Below are 23,844 nucleotides of genomic sequence, written 5' to 3' on the forward strand. Positions count from 1 at the left end.
TGGTGACGCTTGGAATCCGCGTGATTCCGCGGCAGAGCGGCTTACGCGGCGGGCAGGCCGCGGATCGCCGGATCTACCCTGCTAAGGTGGAGTCCCCTCACGGGGACCGAGGGTTCAAATCCCTCCGTCTCCGCAGAAAAACCCCCGGTAGAGCGGGGGTTTTCTCCTTGACGGGTCGTGTCTGTTCATTGGCGAACTGTGCGGGGAGTGCACGGTGTGTACTGTGTGGGACCCACCGGTACACGCTCGGTACACAGAAGCGTCCTGGCCTCAGTGATCGGCCCGGATTTCCGCGATTCTTGGGGGATAGGACATCACCTTTTCGGAGTGGTGCACCGGCTTTGATGCACTCTCGTCCAGCTGCCGTGCACCGCGACGCGACCCGGATCGTCCCCGCCCGCAGCGCCCACGTTGCGCAAAACGGGCCGCCTTCGTTGCCCCTCATCTGGGCGTCGCCGTAGCGTCGTCCGCTGTCGCCGTGTGCTGAGAACACCGCACGCCGCGGTCTGCCAACGCAATGGACGCGCGGCAGCCATCGAGGACGCTGGAGGATATCCGTGAACAGATCCACCTTCGCTCGCCGCACACCCGTCGCGTTGGGTGCGGCGATCGCCGTGGCCGTAGCTCTGCTGCCGGCCACGCCTGCAATGGCCGCGCCCGCACTGTGCGTCGACCCTGGCTTCGGAAAGCCGATACAGGTGAGCGCTGACTGCATCGACCCGACATACGCCAATCCGGTCATCGACGTTGAGAGCGACGAGACCTTGCCGGTGCCGCATCACCGCGTGTCGGGTCACTTCGAGGGGACGAACATCCAGTTCACGATCTATCTCCATGCGGAGGCTGACAAGGCGAAGTGGGACGGCCGGTTCTTCCAGTACACCTATCCGACGAGTTTCACCGGCGCGAATCTCGCGGAGGCGACGGATCGCGCGGTCGGCTTCGCCCTGGCCAGCGGCGGGTATGCCGTGCAGGCCGGCAACACGTCTCTGTCGCTCGGATACCGTCACGCCGCCGCGGCAGCGAAGTTCGCCGAGACCGTGGCAGCGGAGTACTACGGCAGCGACCGCGAGATCTTCGGCTATCTGTACGGCCCGAGCGGGGGGTCTTTCCAGACCATCGGTGCGGCGGAGAACACCGACGGCGTCTGGGAGGGCTTCGTGCCGATGGTGCAGGCGGTCCCGACGCCGAACAGCTACAACTTCAACGGGCGCGCCGCGGCGGAGCTCATCCTCGCCGACAAGGCCGACGCGATCCGCGACGCCCTGATGCCCGGAGGCAGCGGGGACCCGTACGGGGTCCTCGACGATGCCGAGGATGCCCTGTTCGCCGAGGTGTCGAAGCTCGGCATCCCTGACAAGGCGTGGCAGAACCCCGACTACCTCCTCGGCTACGACGAGCAGTTCTATGGCACTGCCGGACTGAGCAACGACCAGCCCCTGGCCTACGACCCGACCTACGTCGACGACTTCTGGTCCGCCCCCGGCTACCTGGGCACCGAGGACACGCCGCTCGGCGCACGCGTGCGCGCCGAACTCGCCGAGATGGGCGACACCGTCGGACACCGGTGGAACATCGCCAGGCGGTTCGCCTACCGCTACCAGCTCCCGCCGGACGGCACAGGCTGGATCGCGCTCGACCAGTTCCGCAATGCCGACGGCACACCCATCTACCCGCAGCGCCCCGTGGGCGAGCCCGGCTTCTCGGGCTTCGTCTCCGGCTTCGCGGCTTTCGACGGCTCGGTCAACGGCAAGGTGATCGCGGTGTCCAACCTCTACGACAGCGACGCGCTGCCCATCCACACCGATTGGTACCGCAAGCAGATCGAGGCGAGCCTCGGTGCAACGGTGTCCGACAACCACCGTGTCTACTTCACCGACCACGCCGATCATCAGGATGCCGTGCCCGCAGGCGAACGCGCGACCCATCTGGTCGACTGGTATGGCATGGTCGAACAGGCGCTGCGGGATGTCGCCGCGTGGGTCGAGGACGGCGTGCCAGCCCCGGCATCCACGCAGTACACGATCGAGGACTCGCAGATCGTCATCCCCGCCAAGGCGCAGAAGCGCGACGGGCTTCAGCCGTCCGTCGACATCACCTCAGGCGGGGGACAAGTCATCACAGCGAAGGCGGGACAAGCCGTGCCGATCGTCGCGACCGCGCGCACTCCGCAGGGCGGCGGCCAGGTCATCGCGGCGGAGTGGGACTTCGAGGGCGACGGCTCGTACATCGCCGGTGACTTCGTGACTCCCAAGAAGAACGCGACGCTCTCGACGAAGCATGCCTTCTCCGAACCAGGGACATACTTCGTGAGTGTTCGCGTCACCGCGGAGCGCAACGGCGACGTCGACGCCGAGTACGCGCTCCTTCAGAACATCGACCGCGTCCGGGTGGTCGTCTCGAAGTAGGCACCGGACGAGAGAATGCCCCGGCCATCGCGATGGTCGGGGCATCCTCTCGTCCGGTGCCGATTTGCAGCGGCGCCCGTGTCAGGCCCGACGAAGACGGATCGCCATGTAAGGCCGCGCCGGAAGCTGGACACGGACGACGCCGTCGTGGACACCGGGCAGCTGCTCGACCGTCATACTCCACGTATCGATCAGCTCGATCGTGGCCGTCATGCCTTCCGGGACCGTGACGTCCCGGAAGCGCGGCTGCTTGGCGCCGAAGTAGAGGATCGCGTACTGGCCGGCGACGCCTCCCCACGGCACGTCCCAATCGGAGGGCAGGGGCTCGAGGCGACCCGTCGGCGACTCCGCCACGATCCGGCGGAGGAAGTCGATCCGGGCGGGGCTCGCTCCGATGAGCGTTCCGCCCTTCGACCAGAAGATCTCCTCGTCATCGCGGTAGAAGGTCTCGCCGTGCGTGACGTAACCGCCGCGCACCGTCGCGCTCCAGAACCGCTCGACGACCTCCTCGGCGGTCAGGTTCCCCCATCCCTGGTCGAGGTCGCCTTCATAGCCGAGTTCGTCGACGATGACGGGCTTGCCCCACGTGAAGCGCCATTCGTCGATCTTCTGGCCGAGCTCGCGGTCGCCGCGCTGGATGCTGGCGTGCGTCGCCCACGGGGCGCTGTAGTCGAACAGCTCGGACCAGTTGTGGATCGAGAGGAGGTGGCCGACATGGTCTTCGCGGACCACGACCCGCCCCAGGTGGTGCCAGTCCTCCGGCCGCTTCGTGGTCAGCAGCTCGTACTCGTTGGCGAGCGACCACCACACATTCGGGAACCCGGAGAGCCGCCGCACCACGTAGGTCAGGTAGCGCTCATCCGCGACGCGGCCCAGTCGGCCGAAACCCCAGCGGTCGTAGGGGTGGAAGAGGATGACATCGGCTTGGATGCCGAGCTCGTCGAGCTGGCCGATACGCTCCTCGAGGCGACGGAAGAACGCCACATCGAACCGCTCGGTGTCCCACGTACCGTCGTCGGCGCGCGGGAACGCGAAGTCGTCGGGCTCATTCGCGTTGTACAGGAAGCTCTTGGGGAAGACGCACATGCGCAGCTTGTTGAACGGGGCGGCCGCGAGGGTGTCCAGCGTACGGGCCTGAAGCTCCTCAGGCTGGTGAAGCCAGGCATAGGCGGTCGTGCCGACGGGTGTGAAGACGTCCCCGTTCGCGTGGGCGAAGGCGAACCGGTCGTGGACGCGCACCGGCCCAGGGTGCGCCGATTCCTCGACCGCGACCTGCCCGGTGATCCCGTCGAGCGACCGTGCGTTGGAGCGGGTCACCCACTGCCACATGCCCGCCTTGGCCGGGAGGAAGCGCACGACGTAGCGGCCGTCGCCGTCGTAGAAGCCGCCTACGTCGATCGAGTCAGCATCCAAGGTGAACTCGGCGACGAGGTCGACATCGACGAAAGGGTTGCCGTGCGCAGGCCCGGAGAAGGACAGCTCCACCGGACGGTTGACCTCCGCACCCTCGACGACATGAACCGCAGCGCTGCTCGGGGGCACCGAGTCCGCCTCATAGTCGGGGCGCGGGATGATTGCGGGCGACTCCTCCAACGGAGGGGTCGTGTTCTCGATGTCGCCGAGCGCCGTGATGACCGCGGTCGCTCTCGCCCGGTCGGCGCCGAGCGCGAATTCCAGGAACGGTCCGAGCGGAAAGTCGCGCAGCTGCGCCGCGAGGGAGGAATGGACCACCTCGGGCACGAGTTCCTCGAGGACCGCGCCGGCCGAGGGGTTGTCCAGCGCGGCGCCGAACGTGTCGTATCTGTCGAAAGGCCGAGGCATCGGCGTCCTCCATGGCTCTGCCGCGCAATTCGCCGGCGCGGATCCGCCGAGCCTAGCCACGGCCCGAACGCCCGGCGAGGGGGGAAACTCGTTTTGCGCAACCGGTAGCCGTCAGCCCGGCGTGACCCGTGTGGAACCGCGGATGATGAGCTCGCTCGGCAGCTCGACGCGCTCGAAGGTGTCATCCTCGTGGCGACGCAGCTCAGCCACGATCTCGACGGCGCGGGCGGCCATCGCACGAAGCGGCTGCCGGACCGAGGTCAGCGGTGGGGCGGCGTGGGCCGCGCGGGGCTCGTCGTTGAAGCCGATCACGCCGATGTCGTCAGGGATGCTGCGCCCGAGCTGCGCGGCTGCGCGGTAGACGGTGAAGGCCATCTCGTCGTTGCAGGCGAACACCCCGACCGGGGATCGGTCCGCGGCGATCGCTCGAAGCATCTCCTCCGTGAGTGGGGCGTCCGTCCATTCGGAGTTGACCCGGGTCACGCTCAGCCCAGTGGCGTCGGTGATCGCTTGGCGGAAGCCTTCCTCGCGAGCCCGTCCGAAGCGGTAGCGGGGCTCGCCGGTGACGATGACGTACCGCGAGTATCCGCCTGCAGCCAGATGCGTCCCCGCGTCGTAGCCGCCCTGCCAGTCGGTCGTTCCGACGCTCGCCAGGGCCCCTTCCGGATCGGAGCGGGGTTCGAGGAGGACGATCGGGATGCGAAGGCCGCGCAGCTCGTCCAGTTGGCGCGCGGTCGGCCGGATGATCCCGATGACGACGCCGGACGGGCGCCGCGTCGCCACCCGCGTCGGCCAGTCATCGGTCGGCTCGGGCCGCTCCAGCGTCAGGACGAGATCGAAGCCGAGCCGGAACGCCGCCTCGCGGGCACCGACGGTCATCGCGTCGGTCCAGGCGTCATCGAAGCTGCCCAGCACAAATTCGATGAGCCGCGGATCGAGAGTCGTGGGGCGACCCCGTGTGACGGTGCCGCGGTCGTAGCCGAGCTCCCGCGCGGCATCCGCGACCTTCTCGCGCGTGCGTCGGGACAGGTCTCCGCGCCCGGTCAGGGCACGGGACGCCGTGGCGATCGACACGCCCGCGGCGTCAGCCACCGCGCGCAGGGTGACGGATGCTGTCGACTCACCGTCCATCGCGGCCTCCCGGATTTGCGCAAAGGGATCCACCCCGAAGATTAGCCATTCCCAGGGGTACCCCGCCGAATCGTTTGCGCAATAGTCGGCCGATTCGTTGCCGGGGTGGCGCGCCGTGTCTAGCGTCACCTGCGGACGACCCGACGTCATGGTCTTCCGTCCCACGGGCAGCACCGCCCGAGCCAAGACAACCAACAAAGGAGTTGCAATGCGATTCACACGACGCCGCGTGGCCGCAGCGATCGCGGTTCCCGCACTCGCCGCCGGCCTGGCGCTCACCGCCTGCGCCCCCGGTGGCGGAGGATCCGCCACGAGCGACGGCGGGAAGGACACCCTCACGCTCGGCATGACTGCGGACATCCCGGGCCTCAGCGTCGGCATCCAGCCCAGCTACCAGGGCTGGTTCGCCGATGCCGCGTGGGACACGCTGCTCATCTGCGACGAGTTCGGCAAGCCCTCCCCGCAGATCGCCGAGGAGTGGGAGTACAACGACGACAAGAGCGCCGTGACCCTCAAGCTCCGCGAGGGCATCACCTTCTCCGACGGCAGCGACCTGACCGCCGAAGATGTGCAGGCCGCGTACGAATTCGCCGGCGAGAACAACGCCCGCTTCGCGGATCTCACCTTCGACGTCGCCGACGACTACAACATGACCATCACCTGGCCGCAGCCGACCCCGACGCTCGACCTCGTGCTGTGCGAGGCGCAGATCTCCTCCGCCGAGTACTACGCCGGCGACGCGCAGGACACCACGGTGGTCGGCAGCGGCCCCTACATCTATGACGCGGGCAAGAGCACGCAGGGCTCCAGCTACACGCTGACGAAGAACGCCGACTACTGGGACAGCGACACCTACCCCTACGAGACGCTCGTTCTGAAGGTGTTCACGGACCCGACCGCCGGCCTGAATGCGCTGAAGACCGGCCAGATCGATGGCATCCTCGGCAGTGCGGCGACCATCGACGAGGCCAAGAAGTCCGGCCTCGAGACGGTCACGCTCCGGGGCACTACGACGCGCCTGCTCATCACGGACCACAATGGCGAGACCATCCCTGCACTGGGCGACCTGCGCGTGCGTCAGGCGATGAACATGGTCTTCGACCGCGATGCCGTCGCCGACGAGCTCTACCGCGGGTATGCCGATCCGGCGTACCAGATCTTCCGGCCGGGCAGCAGCGCGTACCTCGAGGACCTGACCGAAGACCCGTACCCGTACGACGTCGAAGCCGCGAAGGCGCTCATGAAGGAAGCGGGCTACGAGGACGGCTTCACACTTCAGATCCCGTTCTTCGAGGGGCAGAACCACGAACTGCTGTTCCCCTACGTCACCGAACAGCTCGCGCAGCTGAACATCACCGTCGAGCAGGTCAACCTCACCGGCCCCGACGCGATCACGGAGCTGCTGAGCGGCAAGTACCCGGTTCCGCTCTGGCAGCTCGGCAACTACGGGGAGTCGCTGCAGGACATCAAGGACTACATCCTCGTCGACGGCATCTGGAACGTCTCGCACCAGCCGGACGCGACGATCGACGAGCTCTGGCAGAAGATACTCACGGGTACGGATGACGAGCGTGTCGCCGCGCAGCAGGAGATCAACCAGTACGTCATCGACCAGGCCTGGTTCGTGCCGATGGCGTACCCGGACGGGTTCTACCTGTACAGCGACGCGATCAGCATCCCGACGATGTCGGACTTCTCGGCGCTGCACCCGCTGCTGCGGGACTTCCAGCAGAAGTAGGACCGGAGAGCCCCAGCCATGTTCCGCTACATCGCGATCCACCTCGTGCGCGCCGTCGGCCTCTTCCTGATCGTGACCTTCGTCACCTTCGCGGTCATGTTCACGGACGGCCTCGGAATCGCTCGATCCGTCCTGGGTCTGAGCGCCTCGGAGGAGCAGGTCGCCGCGAAGGCGGAAGAGCTGGGGCTCACCCGGCCGCTGATCGTCCAGTACGTCGACTATCTGGCTGGCGTGGTGAGGGGCGACCTGAGCGCGTCGTTCCTCACCGGCCAGCCGGTCACCGAAGCACTCGCCACGCGTGTGCCCGTCACCCTGTCGCTCATCATCATCACGATGATATTCACGACGGTGTTCGCCATCGTGCTGGGCGCCACGGCCGCGCTCTACGGCGGCTGGGTCGACCGGGTTCTGCAGTTCGTCACGGTGCTCGGAGCCGCCGTGCCCGGATTCATCATCGCGATGGGGCTGATCTTCGCGTTCGCCATCGCCGTTCCGCTCTACCCGGCGACGGGGTACATCCGGCTCACCGACAGCGCTCAGGGCTGGCTGTGGTCGCTCACCCTCCCGGTGATATCCCTGCTGATCGGCACCATCGCCGCTTCGGCCGCGCAGTTCAGGGGCTCGGTCGCCGATACCCTCTCGCAGGACTACGTGCGGACGCTGCGATCCCGCGGCATCCCTTCCGCACCCCTGCTGTTCCGGCACGTGCTGCGCAACGCTGCAGGGCCCGGACTGATCGTGCTGAGCCTCACGATGCTGGGACTGCTGGGCGCCGCCCTGTTCATCGAGCAGATCTTCGCGCTGCCCGGCATCGGGCAGCTCATCATCTCCGCCGCCTACTCGGGCGACGTGCCCATGGTGATGGGCACCGTGATCTTCACGATGCTCCTCGTCCTGATCGTCAATCTCGTCGCCGACCTTCTCGTCGGCATCCTGAACCCGAAGTCGAGGATCCGATGACCGTCGACCAGCACGACCTCGACCCCGCGGTCGACGGCACCGCGGCGCTCGCCCGCAAGAGCGTCCGGCGCAACACCTTCGGGACGCTGCTGAATAACCCTCTCGCGATCTTCAGCTTGCTGGTGGTGGCGTTCCTCGTCTTCGTCGCCGTGACCGCCCCCTGGCTCGCGCCGTATCCACCCAACGCGACGGACCTGGCCAGCGCGAACGTTCCGCCGTTCAGCCCCGGACACCTCCTCGGAGCGGACCAGTCGGGCCGCGACATCCTGTCCCGCCTGATGTGGGGCACGCAGCAGACTCTCCTCGCCTGCGTCCTCGTGCTCGGCGTCTCGCTCATCCTCGGACTGATCTTCGGACTGCTCGCCGGCTTCTATCGCGGCAAGATCGAAGCGATCGCGAACTTCGTCTCGGACCTGGTGATGTCGCTGCCCGGCATCGCGATCATCATCGCGATCTTCACGCTCACAGGCCCGAACATCCCGGTCTCGATGACGGCGTTCGGTGTCATCGTCGCACCGTCGTTCTACCGCCTGGTCCGGTCGGTCGTCATCGCGGTGCGCTCGGAACTCTACATCGACGCGGCCAAGGTCGTCGGCCTCTCCGACACCCGCATCGTGGGACGCCACGTGCTGTCCGCCGTGCGTGCGCCCGTCATCGTGCAGAGCGCGTTCGTCTTGGCGACCGCGGTCGCCATTCTCGCCGGCGTCGACTTCCTCGGGCTGGGCAGTCCGCGAGAGCCCTCCTGGGGCCGGGTCCTCGCCGAGGCGTTCGAGAACATCTATCTCGTCCCCGCCAACCTTCTGGCCCCCGCGATCCTCATCAGCGTGACGATCCTCGCGTACGTGCTCCTCGGAAATGCGCTGCGAGACACTTTGCAGACCTCCAACCGCAGCGCGGCGCTCAAGCCATCGCGACGGCGAGCCTTGACGCGAGCCGCGCAGGACGAGCGTGTCGCCGGAACGCACGACTTCGGCGCCCCGGACGACATCGTGCTCGCCGTCCGCGGGCTGCGGGTCGGCTACCCGACGGCCGGAGAGGAGGTGCGCGAGGTCGTGCACGGTGTCGACCTGGATGTCCGGCGAGGCGAGATCCATGGACTCGTCGGCGAATCAGGCTCGGGCAAGTCCCAGATCGCGTTCTCGATCCTCGGCCTCCTTCCGCGCGAGGCGGTGGTCCCCGGCGGCAGCGTCTTCTTCAAGGGCAAGGACCTCCTCGCCGACCCGGCTCGCATGCGCCGAGCGCGCGGACGGCAGATCGCCTACGTCCCGCAGGAGCCGATGTCGAACCTCGACCCGTCCTTCACTGTCGGCGCGCAGCTGATCTACGGCTTGCGCGCCGCCACCGGGACCTCGAAGTCGGAGGCGCGCACACAGCTCGTGGCCGTGCTCGCGCGGGTCGGCATCGACGACCCGGAACGCGTGATGCGCCTGTATCCACACGAGATCTCGGGGGGCATGGCCCAGCGCGTGCTCATCTGCGGCGCCGTCGCCTCCAACCCCGAGCTCATCGTCGCCGACGAGCCCACGACGGCCCTCGACGTCACCGTCCAGGCCGAGGTGCTCGAGCTGCTTCGGGAGCTGAGCCTCGAGCGAGGCTTGGCGATGATCATCGTGACCCACAATCTCGGCGTCGTCGCCGACCTCTGCGACCGCGTGAGCGTCATGAAGGACGGACGCATCGTCGAATCGGACGACGTCGACACCCTGTTCGCGTCGCCGAGCGATCCGTATACGAAGGACCTGCTCACCTCCTCGCGAAAGGTCGAGATCATGGAGGTGCTCAGCGGTGACTGACCAGCTGCTCGAGATCAAGAACCTCGTCGTCCGCTACGGCGGCCGCCGTGGCGGCAAGACCGTCATCCAGGACGTCTCGCTCGGACTCAAACCAGGCGAGACCGTCAGCCTCGTCGGTGAGTCCGGATCGGGGAAGACGACGATCGGCCGCGCCATCCTCGGCCTCGCCCCGGTCACCGCGGGGACGATCGAGTTCCGCGGGCAGGAGATCAGCAACATCTCCCGAGCCCGGCGTCGGCAGGTCGCCCGCGACATCCAGGTGATCTTCCAGGACCCCTACTCATCGTTGAACCCCTCGATGACGGTGGAGAGCATCCTCGTCGAGCCGCTCCGCGCCGCGGGCGTCGCCGAAGGAAGGGCCCGGGTGCGGGAGTTGCTGGATGCTGTCGGCCTGCCCGCCGACGCGGGCTCGCGGTATCCGCGCGAGTTCTCCGGCGGCCAGCGCCAGCGGATCGCCATCGCCCGCGCCCTCGCCCTCGAGCCGTCAGTGATCGTGTGCGACGAGCCGACCAGTGCGCTCGACGTCACGACGCAGGCGCGTGTGCTCACGCTCCTCGACGACCTGCAGAAGGCGACCGGCGTCGCGTACCTGTTCATCAGCCACGACCTCGGAGTCGTCCAGGCCATCAGCGACCGGATCGCCGTCCTCAAGGGCGGCCAGATCGTCGAGATCGGCGACGCGCATCAGGTCGCGACCAATCCTCAGCACCCGTACACGCAGCGACTTCAGATGTCGGCGCCGATCGCGGATCCGCCGCGGCAGCGCGCCCGCCGGGCGGCTCGGCTGAAGCGCTTCGGCGCGGAGCCGATCGCGGATGTCGCCGACGCCTCGACCGCACCAGCCTGAGCCGGCCCGTTCCGCTTCTTCCTACCGTCAGGACTCTCATGACCTTGATCTCGCCACCGACCGCGCCCCGATTCGAGCACCGCACCGACCCCGGGCCAGCCCTCGGCCTGACGACGCCCCGGCCGCGGCTGAGCTGGACGGTCGCGCGAGCAGACGCGGATTATGAGCAGACGGCGTATGAGATCGAGGTCGTGCGAGGCGACGACGACCGGGAACGATGGGTCGTCGAGTCGGCAGACCAGGTGCTCGTCCCCTGGCCGTCGGCGCCGCTCGAAGCGCGCGAGTCGGTCCACGTCCGGGTGCGCGTCAGGGGCGAGGACTGGAGCCCTTGGAGCGAGCCCGCTGAGGCCGAGGCCGGACTCTTCTCGAGCGAGGACTGGCAGGCGCGATTCATCAGCCCGGTCGGCATCGGCGGACTCCGGCAGGCGGCGCCCGAGCTGCGCGGCACGATCGACGTGCCCGGTCGGGTGGTGAGTGCGCGGCTGTTCGCAACCGCACACGGAGTCTTCTCCGCCCGCGTGAATGGCCGGCCGGTTGACGACACCGTGCTCGCCCCGGGCTGGACGTCCTACGAGCACCGCCTCCGCTACCGGTCCTACGACGTCACCTCACTGATCCGGCAGGGCGAGAATCAGGTCACCGTGACTCTCGGGAATGGCTGGTGGCGCGGACGCTTCGGGTTCCTGGGCGAGCGCGCCCACTACGGCGACCGGCTCGCGTTCCTGGGCCAGCTCGAGGTCACGACCGAGGATGGCGCGGTCCACGTGCTCGCCTCGGACGCCTCATGGCGCGCCCGCGCGTCCGGAATCCTCGTGGACGAGATCTACGACGGGCAGACCACCGACCTCAGAATCCCAGCCGACGCACCGTTCGATCACGCGGTGCAGGCGATCGAGGCGGATCTCGGCATCCTCGTCGGCGAGGACGGGCCGCCGATGCGCGTCACCGACCGGATCGCTGCGCGCAGCATCCAGCGGTCGCCGAGCGGGAAGCTCCTCGTGGACTTCGGCCAGAACCTCGTCGGCTGGGTGCGGCTGAGGGCTCGCTCAGCGGGGCCCGGCCAGGAGGTCGTCGTCCGGCACGCGGAGGTGCTCGATGACGGCGAACTCGGCATCGGGCCGCTGCGCAGCGCGAAAGCGACCGACACCTACTATCTGACCGGCTCGGGGGATGAGGTTCTCGAGCCGTGCTTCACCTTTCACGGGTTCCGCTTCGCCGAGATCTCCGGGGTCGACGAGGTAGAACGGGACGACGTCGAAGCGGTCGTGATCGGCAGCGACTTTCCCAGGACGGGGTGGTTCGACTCGAGCGACGAGCTCCTCGACCAGCTGCACAGCAATGTCGTCTGGGGGATGCGCGGCAACTTCCTCGATGTGCCGACCGACTGCCCGCAGCGGGACGAGCGACTCGGCTGGACGGGAGACATCCAGGTCTTCTCGCCGACCGCGAGCTACCTGTTCGACAGCTCCGGGTTCCTCACGTCCTGGCTCGCGGACCTCGCCGCCGAGCAGGATCCGGCGGGAAGGGTGCCGCACGTCGTGCCCGACATCCTGCGCACCGAGCTCACGTCGATCGCCACCGCCGCGTGGGGAGACGCGGCGACGGTCGTCCCGTGGGTGCTGTGGCAGCGCACCGGCGACCGCGGCATCTTGGAACGGCAGCTGCCGAGCATGCGCGCGTGGGTCGATCACGTCGCCTCCGTCGCAGGCGCCGACCTCATCTGGCGCGGCGGCATCCAGTACGGTGACTGGCTCGACCCCACCGCTCCGGCCGACGACCCGTTCAACGCGAAGTCCGATCCCGATGTCGTCGCCACGGCGCACTTCGCCCGTTCGGCGGAGATCGTCGCGGAAGCGGCCGAGGTCCTGGGCGACGATGCGACCGCGATCCGCTACGCGGATCTTGCGCAGCGAGTCCGCGCCGCATTCAACAGAGAGTTCGTGGCCCCGTCCGGCCGCATCGCCTCCGACGCGCAAACCGTCTACGCGATGGCACTGGAGTGGGACCTCCTGCCCGACGCGCACCAGCGGACGATGGCAGGTGCACGCCTGGCCGACCTCGTGCGCGCCAGCGCGTTCCATATCTCCACGGGATTCGTGGGCACGCCCCTCATCTGCGACGCCCTCACGGACGCGGGCTATCCGGACCTCGCGATGCGGCTGCTCCTGCAGACCGAGGCCCCGTCGTGGCTGTACCCGATCACCGTAGGAGCGACCACGATCTGGGAACGCTGGGACAGCCTGCTCCCCGACGGCACGATCAACTCCAACGGCATGACCTCCTTCAACCACTACGCGCTCGGGAGCGTCGCGGACTGGATGCACCGGCGCGTCGCCGGACTCGCAGCCGGGGACGCCGGGTACCGCACCCTCGCCATCGCACCGATCGTCCCCGCACAGCTCACCCACTGCTCGACACGCCACACGACACCCTACGGAGACGCGTCCGTGTCGTGGCGACGCGCAGACGGTGTGCTCACGCTCGACGCCGAGATTCCCGTCGGGGCCCGAGCCGAAGTGACGCTGCCCTGGGACTCCGGCGTCGTGACCGTCGGGCACGGCCGTCACCGCTGGCAGATCGGCGAACCGGCCGAGCAGCCGAAACCCGTCCACACCGTCCGCGACCTCGTCGACGACTCACGAGCCTGGGAAATCCTCGCCGACTTCTGCGTGGACAACCGGCTCGCGGAGTCCGAGACCCGGCTGGCACAGCTGCTCGCCCCCTTCTTCGACAGGCCCGTCGAAGAGATCGCCGACGCCGTCTGGACCAGGATCTGGCCGGCCGAGTCCGTGAAGCGCGAACTCGCGAGCATCATCTCCGCCGCGATCGGCTCGACCTCCCACCCCGGCCAGGGCGAGGCTGTCCGCGATCGGATCGGAGCCGGACATGTCTGAGTCCACCGCGGTCTCGACCACGGGGATCAGCGGGCGCAACGGAGAGTTCCAGCCGATCCTCCCCGGCTTCCATCCCGACCCCACCATCTGCCGAGTCGGCGACGACTACTACCTCGCCAATTCGAGCTTCGAGTACTTTCCGGGGGCGCCCATCCTCCACAGCCGAGACCTGGTCACCTGGACCCAGCTCGGCAACATCCTCACCCGGCGCAGCCAGTTCCGCCGCGGCACGACGGGACCCTCGACCGGCATCTACGGTTCGACGCTGCGGCACCGGGACGGGCGATTCTGGTTCATCACGACGAACGTGAGCGACTTCGAGTCCGGGCAGCTCATCGTCCACGCCGAAGACCCGAGCGGTCCGTGGAGCGAGCCGGTCTTCGTGCCGGAGGCGATCGGCATCGACCCCGACCTCTGCTGGGACGACGACGGCACCTGCTACCTCACCTGGCACCTGCTCGACTTCACGGTCGGAGGCCAGGCGATCCGCCAGGCCCCGATCGATCTGGTGACCGGCCAGCTCCTCGAGCCGCACTACCCGGTGTGGCAGGGCAGCGGGATGCCGGCGGCCGAAGGCCCGCACCTCTACAAGATCGGCGACTACTGGTACATTCTGCTCGCCGAAGGCGGGACGGAACGTGGCCACTGCGTGACGGCGGCGCGCAGCAGGAGCCCGCGAGGACCGTTCGAGCCGTGCCCGTGGAATCCGGTGCTCACCCACCGCAGCACCGTCCATCCGGTACAGAGTGTCGGGCACGCCGACCTCGTTCAGGCGCCGGATGACACGTGGGCGATGGTCTACCTCGGGTCTCGTCCTCGCGGCTCAACACCGGGCTTCCACGTGCTCGGCCGGGAGACGTTCCTCGCGGGCGTGGACTGGATCGACGGGTGGCCCGTTGTCGACGAAGGCCGATTCGAGGTTCCGGAGTCCTCGACCGGATTCAACGACGACTTCACGACACCGGAACTCGACCCACGATGGGTCGTTCCAGGTGCGGAGCCGGACGTCATCATCACGCGGCATCCCCTTGGCGGTCTGTCCTTCGCCGGAGCGGGCGCATCCTCCGACCTCCTGTGCACGCGTGTGCGAGACTTCGCCTGGACCGCCGACGCCGAGTTCGAGAAGTCGGGGGAGATTCGACTTCGTCTGGACGACCGCCATTGGTGCGCCGTGATCGCGGAGCAGGGTCGAGTACGCGTCGTGGTCCAGATCGGCGATGTCTGTCAGGAGGTCGGCTCCATGCCCCTCGAGGCGGGCCGATTCACCCTCCGTCTCGAAGCCAAGAGCCCGCAGTCCGCACCCGTGCCCTTCGGGTACGCCGGGCCCGATGACATTGCGCTCTCGGTCGGCGCCGATGACGGCTCCGTCGAGCTCGCGCGCCTCGATGGGCGATACTTCTCCACCGAAGTCGCGGCGGGATTCACCGGCCGGATGCTGGCTGTCGCGTGCCCCACGCTCGACGGGCGGATCATCTCGCTGTCCTACCTGCCCAGGCCGTCGTGAGGCCTCGCCGATGTTGCGCAATAGCCGCCGCCGGCCGAGCGGAGTGGCGCATGCACGCTTAGCCTGGGACTCCCCACCGTTCGCGGCGTCGATGCGCCCGGGAGTCCCGGCAGCGCGCAAGGGTATGAGAAGGCGCCACGCGATGATTCGCCACGCCCCGATCCCTCCTCTTATCCGCCGTGCCCGCCCATCACGCGGGCGGCACCATTCGCCCAGCCGCCCCGACGGACGGGTCCCGCGCACCGGACTCGTCATCCTCGCCTCGGCCATCTTCGTGTCGATGACCACCGAGTTCCTGCCGGGCGGGCTGATTCCCGACATCTCGTCGACGTTCGACCGCCCTGTTGCCGAGGTCGGCCAGCTGATCACTGTGTTCGCCGCCGCAGTGATCGTCGCGACGGCCCCCCTCGCCGCCGCAACTCGCCGCGTCGCGCGCAAGACTCTCGCAGTCGTCGCTCTCGCGATCATCTGCATCGCGGGGTGCTTGGCCGCGCTTGCCCCGACGTTCGAGGTGCTGGTCGCGTCGCGCGTGCTCGGCGGAGCGGCGCACGGCCTCTTCTGGGCCGTCGCAGCTGCCTATGCCGCCGATCTCGTCCCGCCCACTCAGCTCGGCCGCGCCATGGCGATCACCGCGACGGGCGGATCGCTCGCGAGCATCCTCGGCATCCCGATCGGCAACGCCCTCGGACAAGCATTCGGCTGGCGGACCGCGTTCGCAGCCATCGCCGCGGTCGGGCTCGTCGTCGTCGCCCTCGTCGTGGTCTTGCTCCCACCGGTTCACTCGACCGCGCACTTCGCACCAGGCCCCCGTGCCCATCGGCTGGTCGGAGGCGATGGGCGAGCCCCGGCGTCCTCGACGTCGGCAATCGTCCTGGTGTGCGTGATCATCCTGCTGGTGGTCATCGGGCAGACGACCGTGGGGACCTACTCGGTCGTCTGGCTCACAGAGATCGCGACGCTTCCCGAGCCCGCGGTCCCCCTCTACCTGCTCGCAACCGGAGTCGCCGCGCTCGTCGCCGTCACACTGGTCGGACGGCTCGCGGACGCCTTCCCGAACGGAACCCTGGTGGTTTCGACCACGGCCGTCGCGTTCCTCATGGCGTGCTTTCCCTTCGCCGCACGAGCGGGACTGGGCGCGCTGGTTCCCGTCGCCGTCGCGCAGGCCATGTGTTTCGCCGTGGTGCCGATGCTGCTCCAGACGCGCATGATGCGCGTGGCAGCCCCGCATCAGCGTGTGACGGCGGCGGCGATGCAGACAACGGCCTTCAACATCGCGATCGGAGGCGGAGCCGTCATCGGCGGCCTCGTCGTCAGCGGCCTGGGGCTTCCCGCGCTGCCCTGGATCGCCGCCGCCCTCACCGCCGCCGGGCTGTGCGCCCTTCTCCTCTCACCACCGACTCCCTCAACACGACAGAAGATCCACGATGTCCACTGAGACCCGACACCTCGACCAGAACCTCGACCCCGCCGAGCGCGCCGACCTCCTCCTCGCACAGATGACCCTGCGGGAGAAGGCCCACCAACTCGTCTCGGTGCCGCCGTGGTACCTCGTCCTCGCCGACGGCAGCGCGCCGACGGAGCGTGCTGAGTGGCTCGCCAAAGGCCCTGGCCACATCTGCAACTTCGGGGTCGACGACCCCGTGACGATGGCACGCATCGTGGGAGACCTGCAGCGCACAGCGATCGAAGGCACCCGTCTGGGCATCCCGCTTCTGGTGCACATCGAGGCGCTGAACGGGGTGCTCGCCGGCGGGCACATGGTATTCCCGACACCGATCGGACTCGCGGCGGCCTGGAGTCCCGACCTCGTACGGGACATGGCTGACACCATCCGTCAGCAGCTGAAGCGGGTCGGCGTCCGCCAGGCGCTGTCACCCAACATGGATGTCGCCCTCGACCCACGGTGGGGCCGAGTCCACGAGACCTACGGTGAGGATCCCTACCTCGCAGCCGCGCTCAGCGTCGCCTACACTCGCGGCCTGCAAGGCGATGACCTCCGCGAGGGCGCCATCGCGACCGCCAAGCACTTCGTCGGCTACAGCCTGCCCACCGGCGGTATGAACCTCTCGTCGTACGAGGGCGGCCCCCGACGCACGCGAGACCTGTTCGCCTACCCGTTCGAAGCGGCTATCCACCTCGCCGGCCTGCAATCCGTGATGAACTCGTACAGCGACGTCGATGCCGTACCCGCCGCCGCGAACCCCGACATCCTCACTACCCTCCTGCGTGACACGATCGGCTTCGACGGGTTCGTCTCAAGCGACTACATGACGCTCGAGCACATCGTCACCCGCCAGCGCGCAGCCGCCACCCCGGGAGATGCCGCCCGCCTCACAATCGCTGCAGGCCTCGACACGGAGTTCCCGATCCCGTACGGCTACGGTGAGGCGCTCGTCGAGGAGGTCCAGGCCGGGCGTGCTGACATCTCACATGTCGACCGGTCGGTTCGCCGCATCCTGACCGCGAAGTTCCGGCTCGGGCTGTTCGAGAACCCGTACCCCGCCGAGCGGATCGACCTCGACGAGGTCGCGGCTGAGGGGCGGGGACTGTCCCGCCAGCTCGCCGAGCGGTCGGTCGTGCTGGTGAAGAACGACGGAGTGCTCCCACTTGGATCGGACACGACGCGGGTTGCTGTCATCGGCCCGCACGCCGACGCGGTGAAGCTCCAGTTCCCCACGTACAGCTATCCCGCCTTCCGGGACATGACGACATTCATGTCCGGCGGGGGCATGGGGAACATGGTCGGGATCGACCCGGGCATGGCGGCGTGGAACAACAGCCTCTTTGCATCGATGCCCATCGAGGATTTCGTCCGTGACCGCCTCGACGCGAGCTCCCTCGTCGACGCGATCGGCCGGCATGCCGTGCACGTCCGTGTCGCGCAGGGGAGCGCCCTGACCCGTGATCTCGGTGAAGATGCGATCGCCGACGCAGTCGCCGCCGCCGAGGAGTCGGATGTCGTCGTGCTCGCCCTGGGCGGCGCCAGCCTCTGGTTCAATGGCGAGCGCACTGAGGGCGAGGCGAGCGACTCCGTCGACATCTCGCTGCCTGCGGCACAGACGCGGGTGGCCGAGGCTGTTGCGGCGACGGGAAAGCCGCTCGTGGTCGTGCTCGTGCAGGGGCGCGCCTACGCGCTTCCACAGGTGGTTCAGGATGCTGCGGCGATCGTGGTCTCCGCGTACGGCGGACCGTTCGGACCGGCGGCCGTCGCCGACGTGCTGTTCGGAGAAGTGAACCCCAGCGGAAGGCTGCCGTACAGCATCCCTCGCCACTCCGGCCAGATCCCCGTCTACCATCACCAGCGCTACGGCACCGGATACCGCAACCCACTCCCGCCCGACGTCGACCGCCACTACCTCGACATGCCGGCGACGCCCCTGTACTCGTTCGGCCACGGCCTGAGCTACACATCCTTTGCTCTGTCCGGCTTGACGGCGGATGCCGATATGACCACGGACGGGCAAGTGCGTGTCGCGGCGACGGTCACCAATTCGGGTGAACGCGCGGGCGCCACCGTCGCGCAGCTCTACGTCAGGGTCAACACCGCCGGAGCGACTCGCCCCGCCCAGCAGCTCGCCGGCTTTGCGCGGATCGAGCTCGCCCCCGGAGAATCGCAGCAGGTGACGTTCACGTTGGCGGCTGCGCAACTGGGCTATACGGACATCGGAGGCGAGTTCGTCGTCGAGCCCTCGACCGTCGACGCCTGGGTTGGCTTCGACGCTGAGACCCGCCCCAGCGAGACGACATTCCGGGTGACGGGGCCCCGCCGTGTTCTCGAGAGCTCGAAGCGGGAGTTCCTGTCGCACAGCGCGACGAAGCAGGTTTGAGGAAGAGATCCACGTGGTTGCCACGAAGTTCAACTGGTGGGTGAGGCTCTCGATGAGAGCGGGGCGGAGATCGTGGTCGCATCGGAACGATTGAGGACCGTCCACATCGCCCTGTGACGAGCGTGGTTCAGAAGCCGCGGCCGGCGTCCCCGATCGCGCGACGAAGCTCCATCCAGTTCTCACCGCTGAGCCTGCGGATCGCGTCAGTGAGCAGTCGACCGCTGTCGGCGCCGAGGTCGCCGGCGAACAGGAGCTCTAGGCCCTCCCACAGCGCGATCACCTGGCGAGCGAGGTCCCCGGCGTCCACATCGGGATGTGCGAGCCCATCCCGTTTGCGCTGCTCGAACATCCGGGTGAAGATCTCGATCTGCCGGTGGGTGCGGCGATGCACGTACTCAGCAGCACTCGTCCCGGGAGTCGCGGCAAGCCCACGGACCAGCTGACTGAGTCGGAACCGCGGGTCCTCCGATGACGGCGACCTGTAGGAACGGGCGAACTCTTCCAGATCCAGGCGAATCTCCGGATCATCGACGTGGGCATTGGCCGCTCCCAGCTCGTCCGCCAACTCGAGAGCGGCGACAAGCATGTCGTCCTTCGTCGGGTAGTGGTACAGCACTGTCGTCTCCGGCGTACCGGACTTCTCGGCGACCTGGATCGTCGTCACCGACTCGGGACCGACCTCGTCGACGAGGTCCAGGACGGCGGCCGCGATGTGTCGGCGCCGCTTGAGCGTCGGTGCGTACGGGCCGCGCTTTCGGCCTTTGAGCCCGGCATCCGTCATCGCAGTTCTCCCGCCACCGAAAAGTGAATCTTGCGCCGGACCCAGCTTACTGGGATGCCTGTCTGCCAGGTGTGGTCGATTGGGACTGGACAAGGCATGAAAGTTGGGGTTTACTCGAGATTGACCCCGATTGGGACGACGATGTCGTCGCACCAGCTCAGAGAAGAGAGAACGATGGTGTCTGTCAACGAAGCACCGCCCGGCGAGGAGACCGTGAAGCAGGATCGTGCGCTCGCGAAGGCGGGAAAGCGCACGGATCGCGTGTCGATCTGGCGCATGATCCCGTGGTCGACGCACGCGTTCTCGATGAACGCGCTCATCGTCCTGATCGGCTATTTCACGATTTACGCGACCGACACGCTGCGGCTGAACCCGGCCCTCGTCGGAGGACTTCTCGTCGCAGCCAAGATCATCGACGCGATCGGCGCGCTGTTCGCCGGGTACGTGATCGACCGCGCGCCCGAGACGAAGCTCGGCAAGGCAAGGCCGTTCGACCTCGTCATCATCCTCTGCTGGGCGGCGACCGCGTGCATGTTCTCGGTGCCGGGAGGCCTCGGCGATGTGGCGAAGTACGCGTGGATCTTCACGTCGTACGTGCTGCTGACGGCCCTTTTCATGCCCCTCTACAACGCCAACAACCCGCTCTACACGGCGCGGGTGTTCCCCAAGCGAGCCCACTACAGCGACGTCGCCGCCAAGACGGGCATCGTCACGGTCCTCGCCGCGATCGTGATCACGGTCGGGATGCCGATCGCGATCGGCGCCGCCGGCAAGGACCCGGCCGCATGGTCCTTCGTGGCGATCTGCGTCGCGATCCCGTTCACCCTGATCGGCCTCGTGAGGTTCTGGACCTTCCGCGAGTCGTCGGATGCCGCAGAGATCCACGCCGAGCGGGTCCGACTTCGCGACATCCTGCTGGTGCTGCGCACGAACCCGTACATCTGGGTGCTGTCCAGCATGTCGGTCGTCGTCGGCATCTACGCGACCTTCACGGCGGGTGCCTACTACTTCCGCTACATCGTCGGCGATCTCGCCCTGCAGGGCGTCGTCTCAGTCTCGTTCGTCGCACTGATCCCGCTCATGTTCTTCTTCCCGGCGCTCATCCGGCGGTTCTCGGTCTCGCGGATGATCGCCGTCTCGAGCTTCATCGGCGCTGCCGGATTCCTCGTCATGATGGTCGCGGGCGACAACATCCCGCTGATCATGGTGTCCTCGGTGCTGACAGCGCTGGCATCGCTGCCCGTGAACTTCCTGTCGCCGATCCTGGTGATCGACAACGCCACCTACAACGAATGGAAGGGGCACCGGCGCCTGGAGAGCGTCGGCGGCGCCCTGTTCTCGTTCTCGAGCACCGTCGGCGCCGCGATTGCCGCCGGACTGACGGGGGTCGTGCTGGCGACGACGGGCTACGACGGCGGCGCCGACACGCAGAGCCCGGGTGCGATCGGCGGCATCGTCGCCGTCAACAGCTGGATCCCCGCCATCTTCGCCGTCGTGGTTGGCTTCATCGCGCTCTACTACCACCGGCTCGAGCACCGCATCAAGGCGATCAGCGCAGAGGTACTCGCGCGACGGGAAATCGCCGCGGAAGCCGAGATCATCCCCGGCGCGCCCCACAGCGGCACGGAAGCCGTCCGGATCGTCCGCGAGGAGAGCGGTGCGCCGCTGCTGCCCCGCGACCCCCACCACGGCGACGACGAACTCTGACCGCTTCGGCATCCCTCACGAAAGACAGCTGAATGACGAACACCTCCACCGCGCTCGAGTGCGCGACCGCTTTCACGACCGATGACGAGCTCTACGCTCGCCCCTACATCGACGCCGACGAGGAGCGCGCCACGCCGCTACCCCACCGCTACATCCATGGAGGGTTCGAAGGGACCGAGAACCGGTTCTCCTTCTACCTTCCCGCTGACGGCTACGAGGGCCGGTTCTTCCAGCACATCACCCCCGTCCCGGAGAGCGAGCACCTGGCGCCCGGGCTGACGGGCGCGGAGGACAAGATCGGCTTCGCGTTCTCGTCCGGCGCCTTCTTCGTCGAGACCAACGGCGGCGGGGCGATCGACCTCTCGAAGCCGCAGTTCGGCGTCGATCCGACGATCGGCGCCTATCGAGCCAACGCCGCGTCGGCTGCGTTCGCGAAGGTCGTCGCGCAGGCGGTCTACGGGCCGCACCGCACATACGGCTACGCATACGGCGGCTCGGGCGGCGGGTTCCGCACGATCGCATGCGCCGAGAACACACGCGGCGTCTGGGACGGATTCGTGCCGCATGTCATCGGCAGCCCCGTCGCCATCCCGAACGTCTTCACCGTCCGCATGCACGCCATGCGCGTGCTCCGCGACGTGCTGGACGACATCGTCGACCAGGTCGAGCCGGGGTCTGAGCGCGAAGTGGGCGAAGGGCTGAGCGCCGAGCAGTTTGCTGCGCTTCAGGAAGTGACCCGGATGGGATTCCCGCCCCCCGCATGGGTCGGGCATCGCACGATGGGGACGCAGGCGTTCGGCGTGCTGTACACCTCCCTCAAGGCGATAGACCCGACCTACTTCGACGACTTCTGGACGATGCTCGGCTACCTCGGAGCCGACCCCGCATCCTCTGTCCACCGCGATCGCGTACGGCACGCGACGACGGTCGTCGAGGTCGTGAGGCGACGGGATGCTGTCGCCTCCGGTCTGATCGACGCTCCGGTCGGTCCCGCCGGGGGAGTGGACGAAGCATTCAAGGGGCCAGAGCAGGGCGGCGATGTCGTCGTCGCACTGCGCCTGTCCGTGCCCCCGACGGTCGAGCCGATGAATGCCGAGCTGCGCATCGCGTCGGGTGAGGCCGAGGGGTCCATCGCCCTGATCCAGAACGTGATTGGAGACGTCGCGCTCGTGGACTTCCCCGAGCTCAGCCCGTTCCTGCAACACGTCGGTGCGGGAGATCGGGTTGAGATCGACAACAGCAACTTTCTCGCGGCACAGACCTACCATCGCCACCAGGTGCCCGATCCCGAGTTCTCGGTGTGGGACCAGTTCCGCGACGAGGAGGGCGTCCCGCTCTACCCGCAGCGCCCGGTGCTGGTCGGCCCCCTTATGGCGCGCGGCGCATCGGGCACGCTTCAGTCCGGCGACATCGCAGGCAAGATGATCGTCGTCGAAGCCGGCCACGACCGTGAAGCATTCCCCTGGCAGGCTGACTGGTACGCCGGCAAGGTGCGGGAGCATCTCGGTGCCGAGACCGACGAGCAGCTCCGGGTGTGGATCGTGGACAAGGCGCTGCATGCTGACGTCGAGGGGCAGGAGCTCCCGACTCACACCGTCTCCTACCTGGGTGTCGTCCACCAGGCGTTGCGCCAGGTCGCGGCCTGGGCGGAGGACGGGATCGCGCCCGCGCCGTCGAGTCGGTACGAGGTCACCGATGGCCAGGTCGTGCTGACCGACGCCGTGAACCCGGGCGGAGTGCAGCCTGTCACCACGCTCACGGTCGGCGACGGCTCGCGGGTCGAGGTCGCGGTCGGCGAGGAGGTGCTGCTTCGGACCGTGGCGTCGGCGCCGGGTGCGGACGGCCGAATCGTAGAGCTGCGCTGGGACCTCGATGACAGCGGCACCTTCGCGCTCGGGGGAAGCGTCGACCCGCGCTCGTCGGTGCGGCAAGAGGTGCGCCACGCCTTCCACAGCGTTGGAACGCACTTCGTCACGGTGAGGGCCACATCGCAGCAGCACGGCGACCCCACGACGCCGTTCGCTCGTGTCGACAACCTCGCGCGCGTGCGCGTGGTCGTACATTGACCTCCCGGTGGCCCGGCTCGTGCTTCGGAACGCGCGAGCTGACACCGGGATCGTCGGCGCTTCGTCCGCCTAACCCCTCATGGCACGATTTCCTTGACGCGCATTCCCGTCGAGTGGAGGTCTTGGCTGTGGACCAGGCGGCTGCCTTGCCGCCGCCGTCATCAGCCGGTTTGTGTGTACTGAGCGTGTACCGGCCGGCTTGAGGATGCTGTGTTTCGAGTGCGAAGTGCGCCCCGGAAGTGCGGGAATCCGACTGTGATGGCTGAAGAGCGACCCTGCTAAGGTGGAGCGGGCGCAAGCCCGCCGTGGGTTCAAATCCCACCGTCTCCGCGAAGAAAACCCCTGATAAATCAGGGGTTTTCGTGTT

14 protein-coding genes and 1 tRNA gene are annotated in these 23,844 nt (G+C 67.9%); 12 read left to right on the forward strand and 3 right to left on the reverse strand.

Annotated elements, in window-relative coordinates; genetic code table 11:
* Window positions 1-557: 557 nt before the first annotated feature.
* Entirely contained in the window at window positions 558-2,408 is a 1,851-nt protein-coding gene (locus tag ABZ477_RS13700) for a PKD domain-containing protein (RefSeq protein WP_360133882.1), read from the forward strand.
* 81 nt (window positions 2,409-2,489) lie between these two features.
* On the opposite strand, the gene ABZ477_RS13705 is transcribed toward ABZ477_RS13700, so the two are convergent.
* The gene (locus tag ABZ477_RS13705; protein WP_360133885.1) at window positions 2,490-4,229 is read right to left on the reverse strand and encodes a DUF5605 domain-containing protein; all 1,740 of its coding nucleotides are present in this window, start codon (window positions 4,227-4,229) and stop codon (window positions 2,490-2,492) included.
* A 111-nt stretch (window positions 4,230-4,340) separates the two neighbouring features.
* Window positions 4,341-5,360, reverse strand: a complete 1,020-nt coding sequence (locus ABZ477_RS13710; RefSeq protein ID WP_360133888.1) for a LacI family DNA-binding transcriptional regulator — start codon at window positions 5,358-5,360, stop codon at window positions 4,341-4,343.
* A gap of 208 nt (window positions 5,361-5,568) precedes the next feature.
* Between ABZ477_RS13710 and ABZ477_RS13715 the strand changes: the two genes are divergently transcribed.
* The 8 genes from ABZ477_RS13715 (at window position 5,569) to ABZ477_RS13750 (ending at window position 18,923) form a co-directional block, all read left to right on the forward strand.
* The gene (locus tag ABZ477_RS13715; RefSeq protein ID WP_360133891.1) at window positions 5,569-7,098 is read left to right on the forward strand and encodes an ABC transporter substrate-binding protein; all 1,530 of its coding nucleotides are present in this window, start codon (window positions 5,569-5,571) and stop codon (window positions 7,096-7,098) included.
* Window positions 7,099-7,116: 18 nt separating this feature from the next.
* Window positions 7,117-8,058 (forward strand): ABC transporter permease, encoded by a 942-nt coding sequence (locus tag ABZ477_RS13720; protein WP_360133894.1) that lies wholly within the window; start codon window positions 7,117-7,119, stop codon window positions 8,056-8,058.
* Entirely contained in the window at window positions 8,055-9,851 is a 1,797-nt protein-coding gene (locus tag ABZ477_RS13725; RefSeq protein WP_360133897.1) for a dipeptide/oligopeptide/nickel ABC transporter permease/ATP-binding protein, read from the forward strand. The genes ABZ477_RS13720 and ABZ477_RS13725 overlap by 4 nt, the downstream gene beginning before the upstream one ends.
* Window positions 9,844-10,698, forward strand: coding sequence for an ATP-binding cassette domain-containing protein (locus ABZ477_RS13730; protein WP_360133900.1), 855 nt, complete (start codon window positions 9,844-9,846; stop codon window positions 10,696-10,698). The genes ABZ477_RS13725 and ABZ477_RS13730 overlap by 8 nt, the downstream gene beginning before the upstream one ends.
* A 38-nt stretch (window positions 10,699-10,736) precedes the next feature.
* Entirely contained in the window at window positions 10,737-13,592 is a 2,856-nt protein-coding gene (locus tag ABZ477_RS13735) for a family 78 glycoside hydrolase catalytic domain (protein WP_360133903.1), read from the forward strand.
* Window positions 13,585-15,096 (forward strand): family 43 glycosylhydrolase, encoded by a 1,512-nt coding sequence (locus ABZ477_RS13740; protein ID WP_360133906.1) that lies wholly within the window; start codon window positions 13,585-13,587, stop codon window positions 15,094-15,096. The genes ABZ477_RS13735 and ABZ477_RS13740 overlap by 8 nt, the downstream gene beginning before the upstream one ends.
* A 142-nt stretch (window positions 15,097-15,238) precedes the next feature.
* The gene (locus ABZ477_RS13745) at window positions 15,239-16,531 is read left to right on the forward strand and encodes an MFS transporter (protein WP_360133909.1); all 1,293 of its coding nucleotides are present in this window, start codon (window positions 15,239-15,241) and stop codon (window positions 16,529-16,531) included.
* Entirely contained in the window at window positions 16,521-18,923 is a 2,403-nt protein-coding gene (locus ABZ477_RS13750) for a glycoside hydrolase family 3 N-terminal domain-containing protein (RefSeq protein WP_360133912.1), read from the forward strand. Before ABZ477_RS13745 ends, ABZ477_RS13750 begins: the two co-directional genes overlap by 11 nt.
* A gap of 127 nt (window positions 18,924-19,050) precedes the next feature.
* Here ABZ477_RS13750 and ABZ477_RS13755 read toward each other — a convergent pair whose 3' ends face one another.
* Window positions 19,051-19,797 (reverse strand): TetR/AcrR family transcriptional regulator, encoded by a 747-nt coding sequence (locus ABZ477_RS13755; protein ID WP_360133915.1) that lies wholly within the window; start codon window positions 19,795-19,797, stop codon window positions 19,051-19,053.
* 81 nt (window positions 19,798-19,878) lie between these two features.
* On the opposite strand from ABZ477_RS13755, the gene ABZ477_RS13760 reads away from it, so the two are divergent.
* From ABZ477_RS13760 to ABZ477_RS13770, 3 genes are all read left to right on the forward strand, one after another.
* Window positions 19,879-21,411 (forward strand): MFS transporter, encoded by a 1,533-nt coding sequence (locus tag ABZ477_RS13760; RefSeq protein ID WP_360133918.1) that lies wholly within the window; start codon window positions 19,879-19,881, stop codon window positions 21,409-21,411.
* 32 nt (window positions 21,412-21,443) lie between these two features.
* On the forward strand, window positions 21,444-23,477 hold the full coding sequence (locus ABZ477_RS13765; protein ID WP_360133921.1) for a hypothetical protein: 2,034 nt from the start codon (window positions 21,444-21,446) through the stop codon (window positions 23,475-23,477).
* A 244-nt stretch (window positions 23,478-23,721) separates the two neighbouring features.
* Window positions 23,722-23,807 (forward strand) — tRNA-Ser (locus ABZ477_RS13770).
* The last annotated feature ends 37 nt before the right edge of the window (window positions 23,808-23,844 follow it).

The organism is Microbacterium sp. NPDC019599, assembly GCF_040632175.1.
GTDB lineage: Bacteria > Actinomycetota > Actinomycetes > Actinomycetales > Microbacteriaceae > Microbacterium.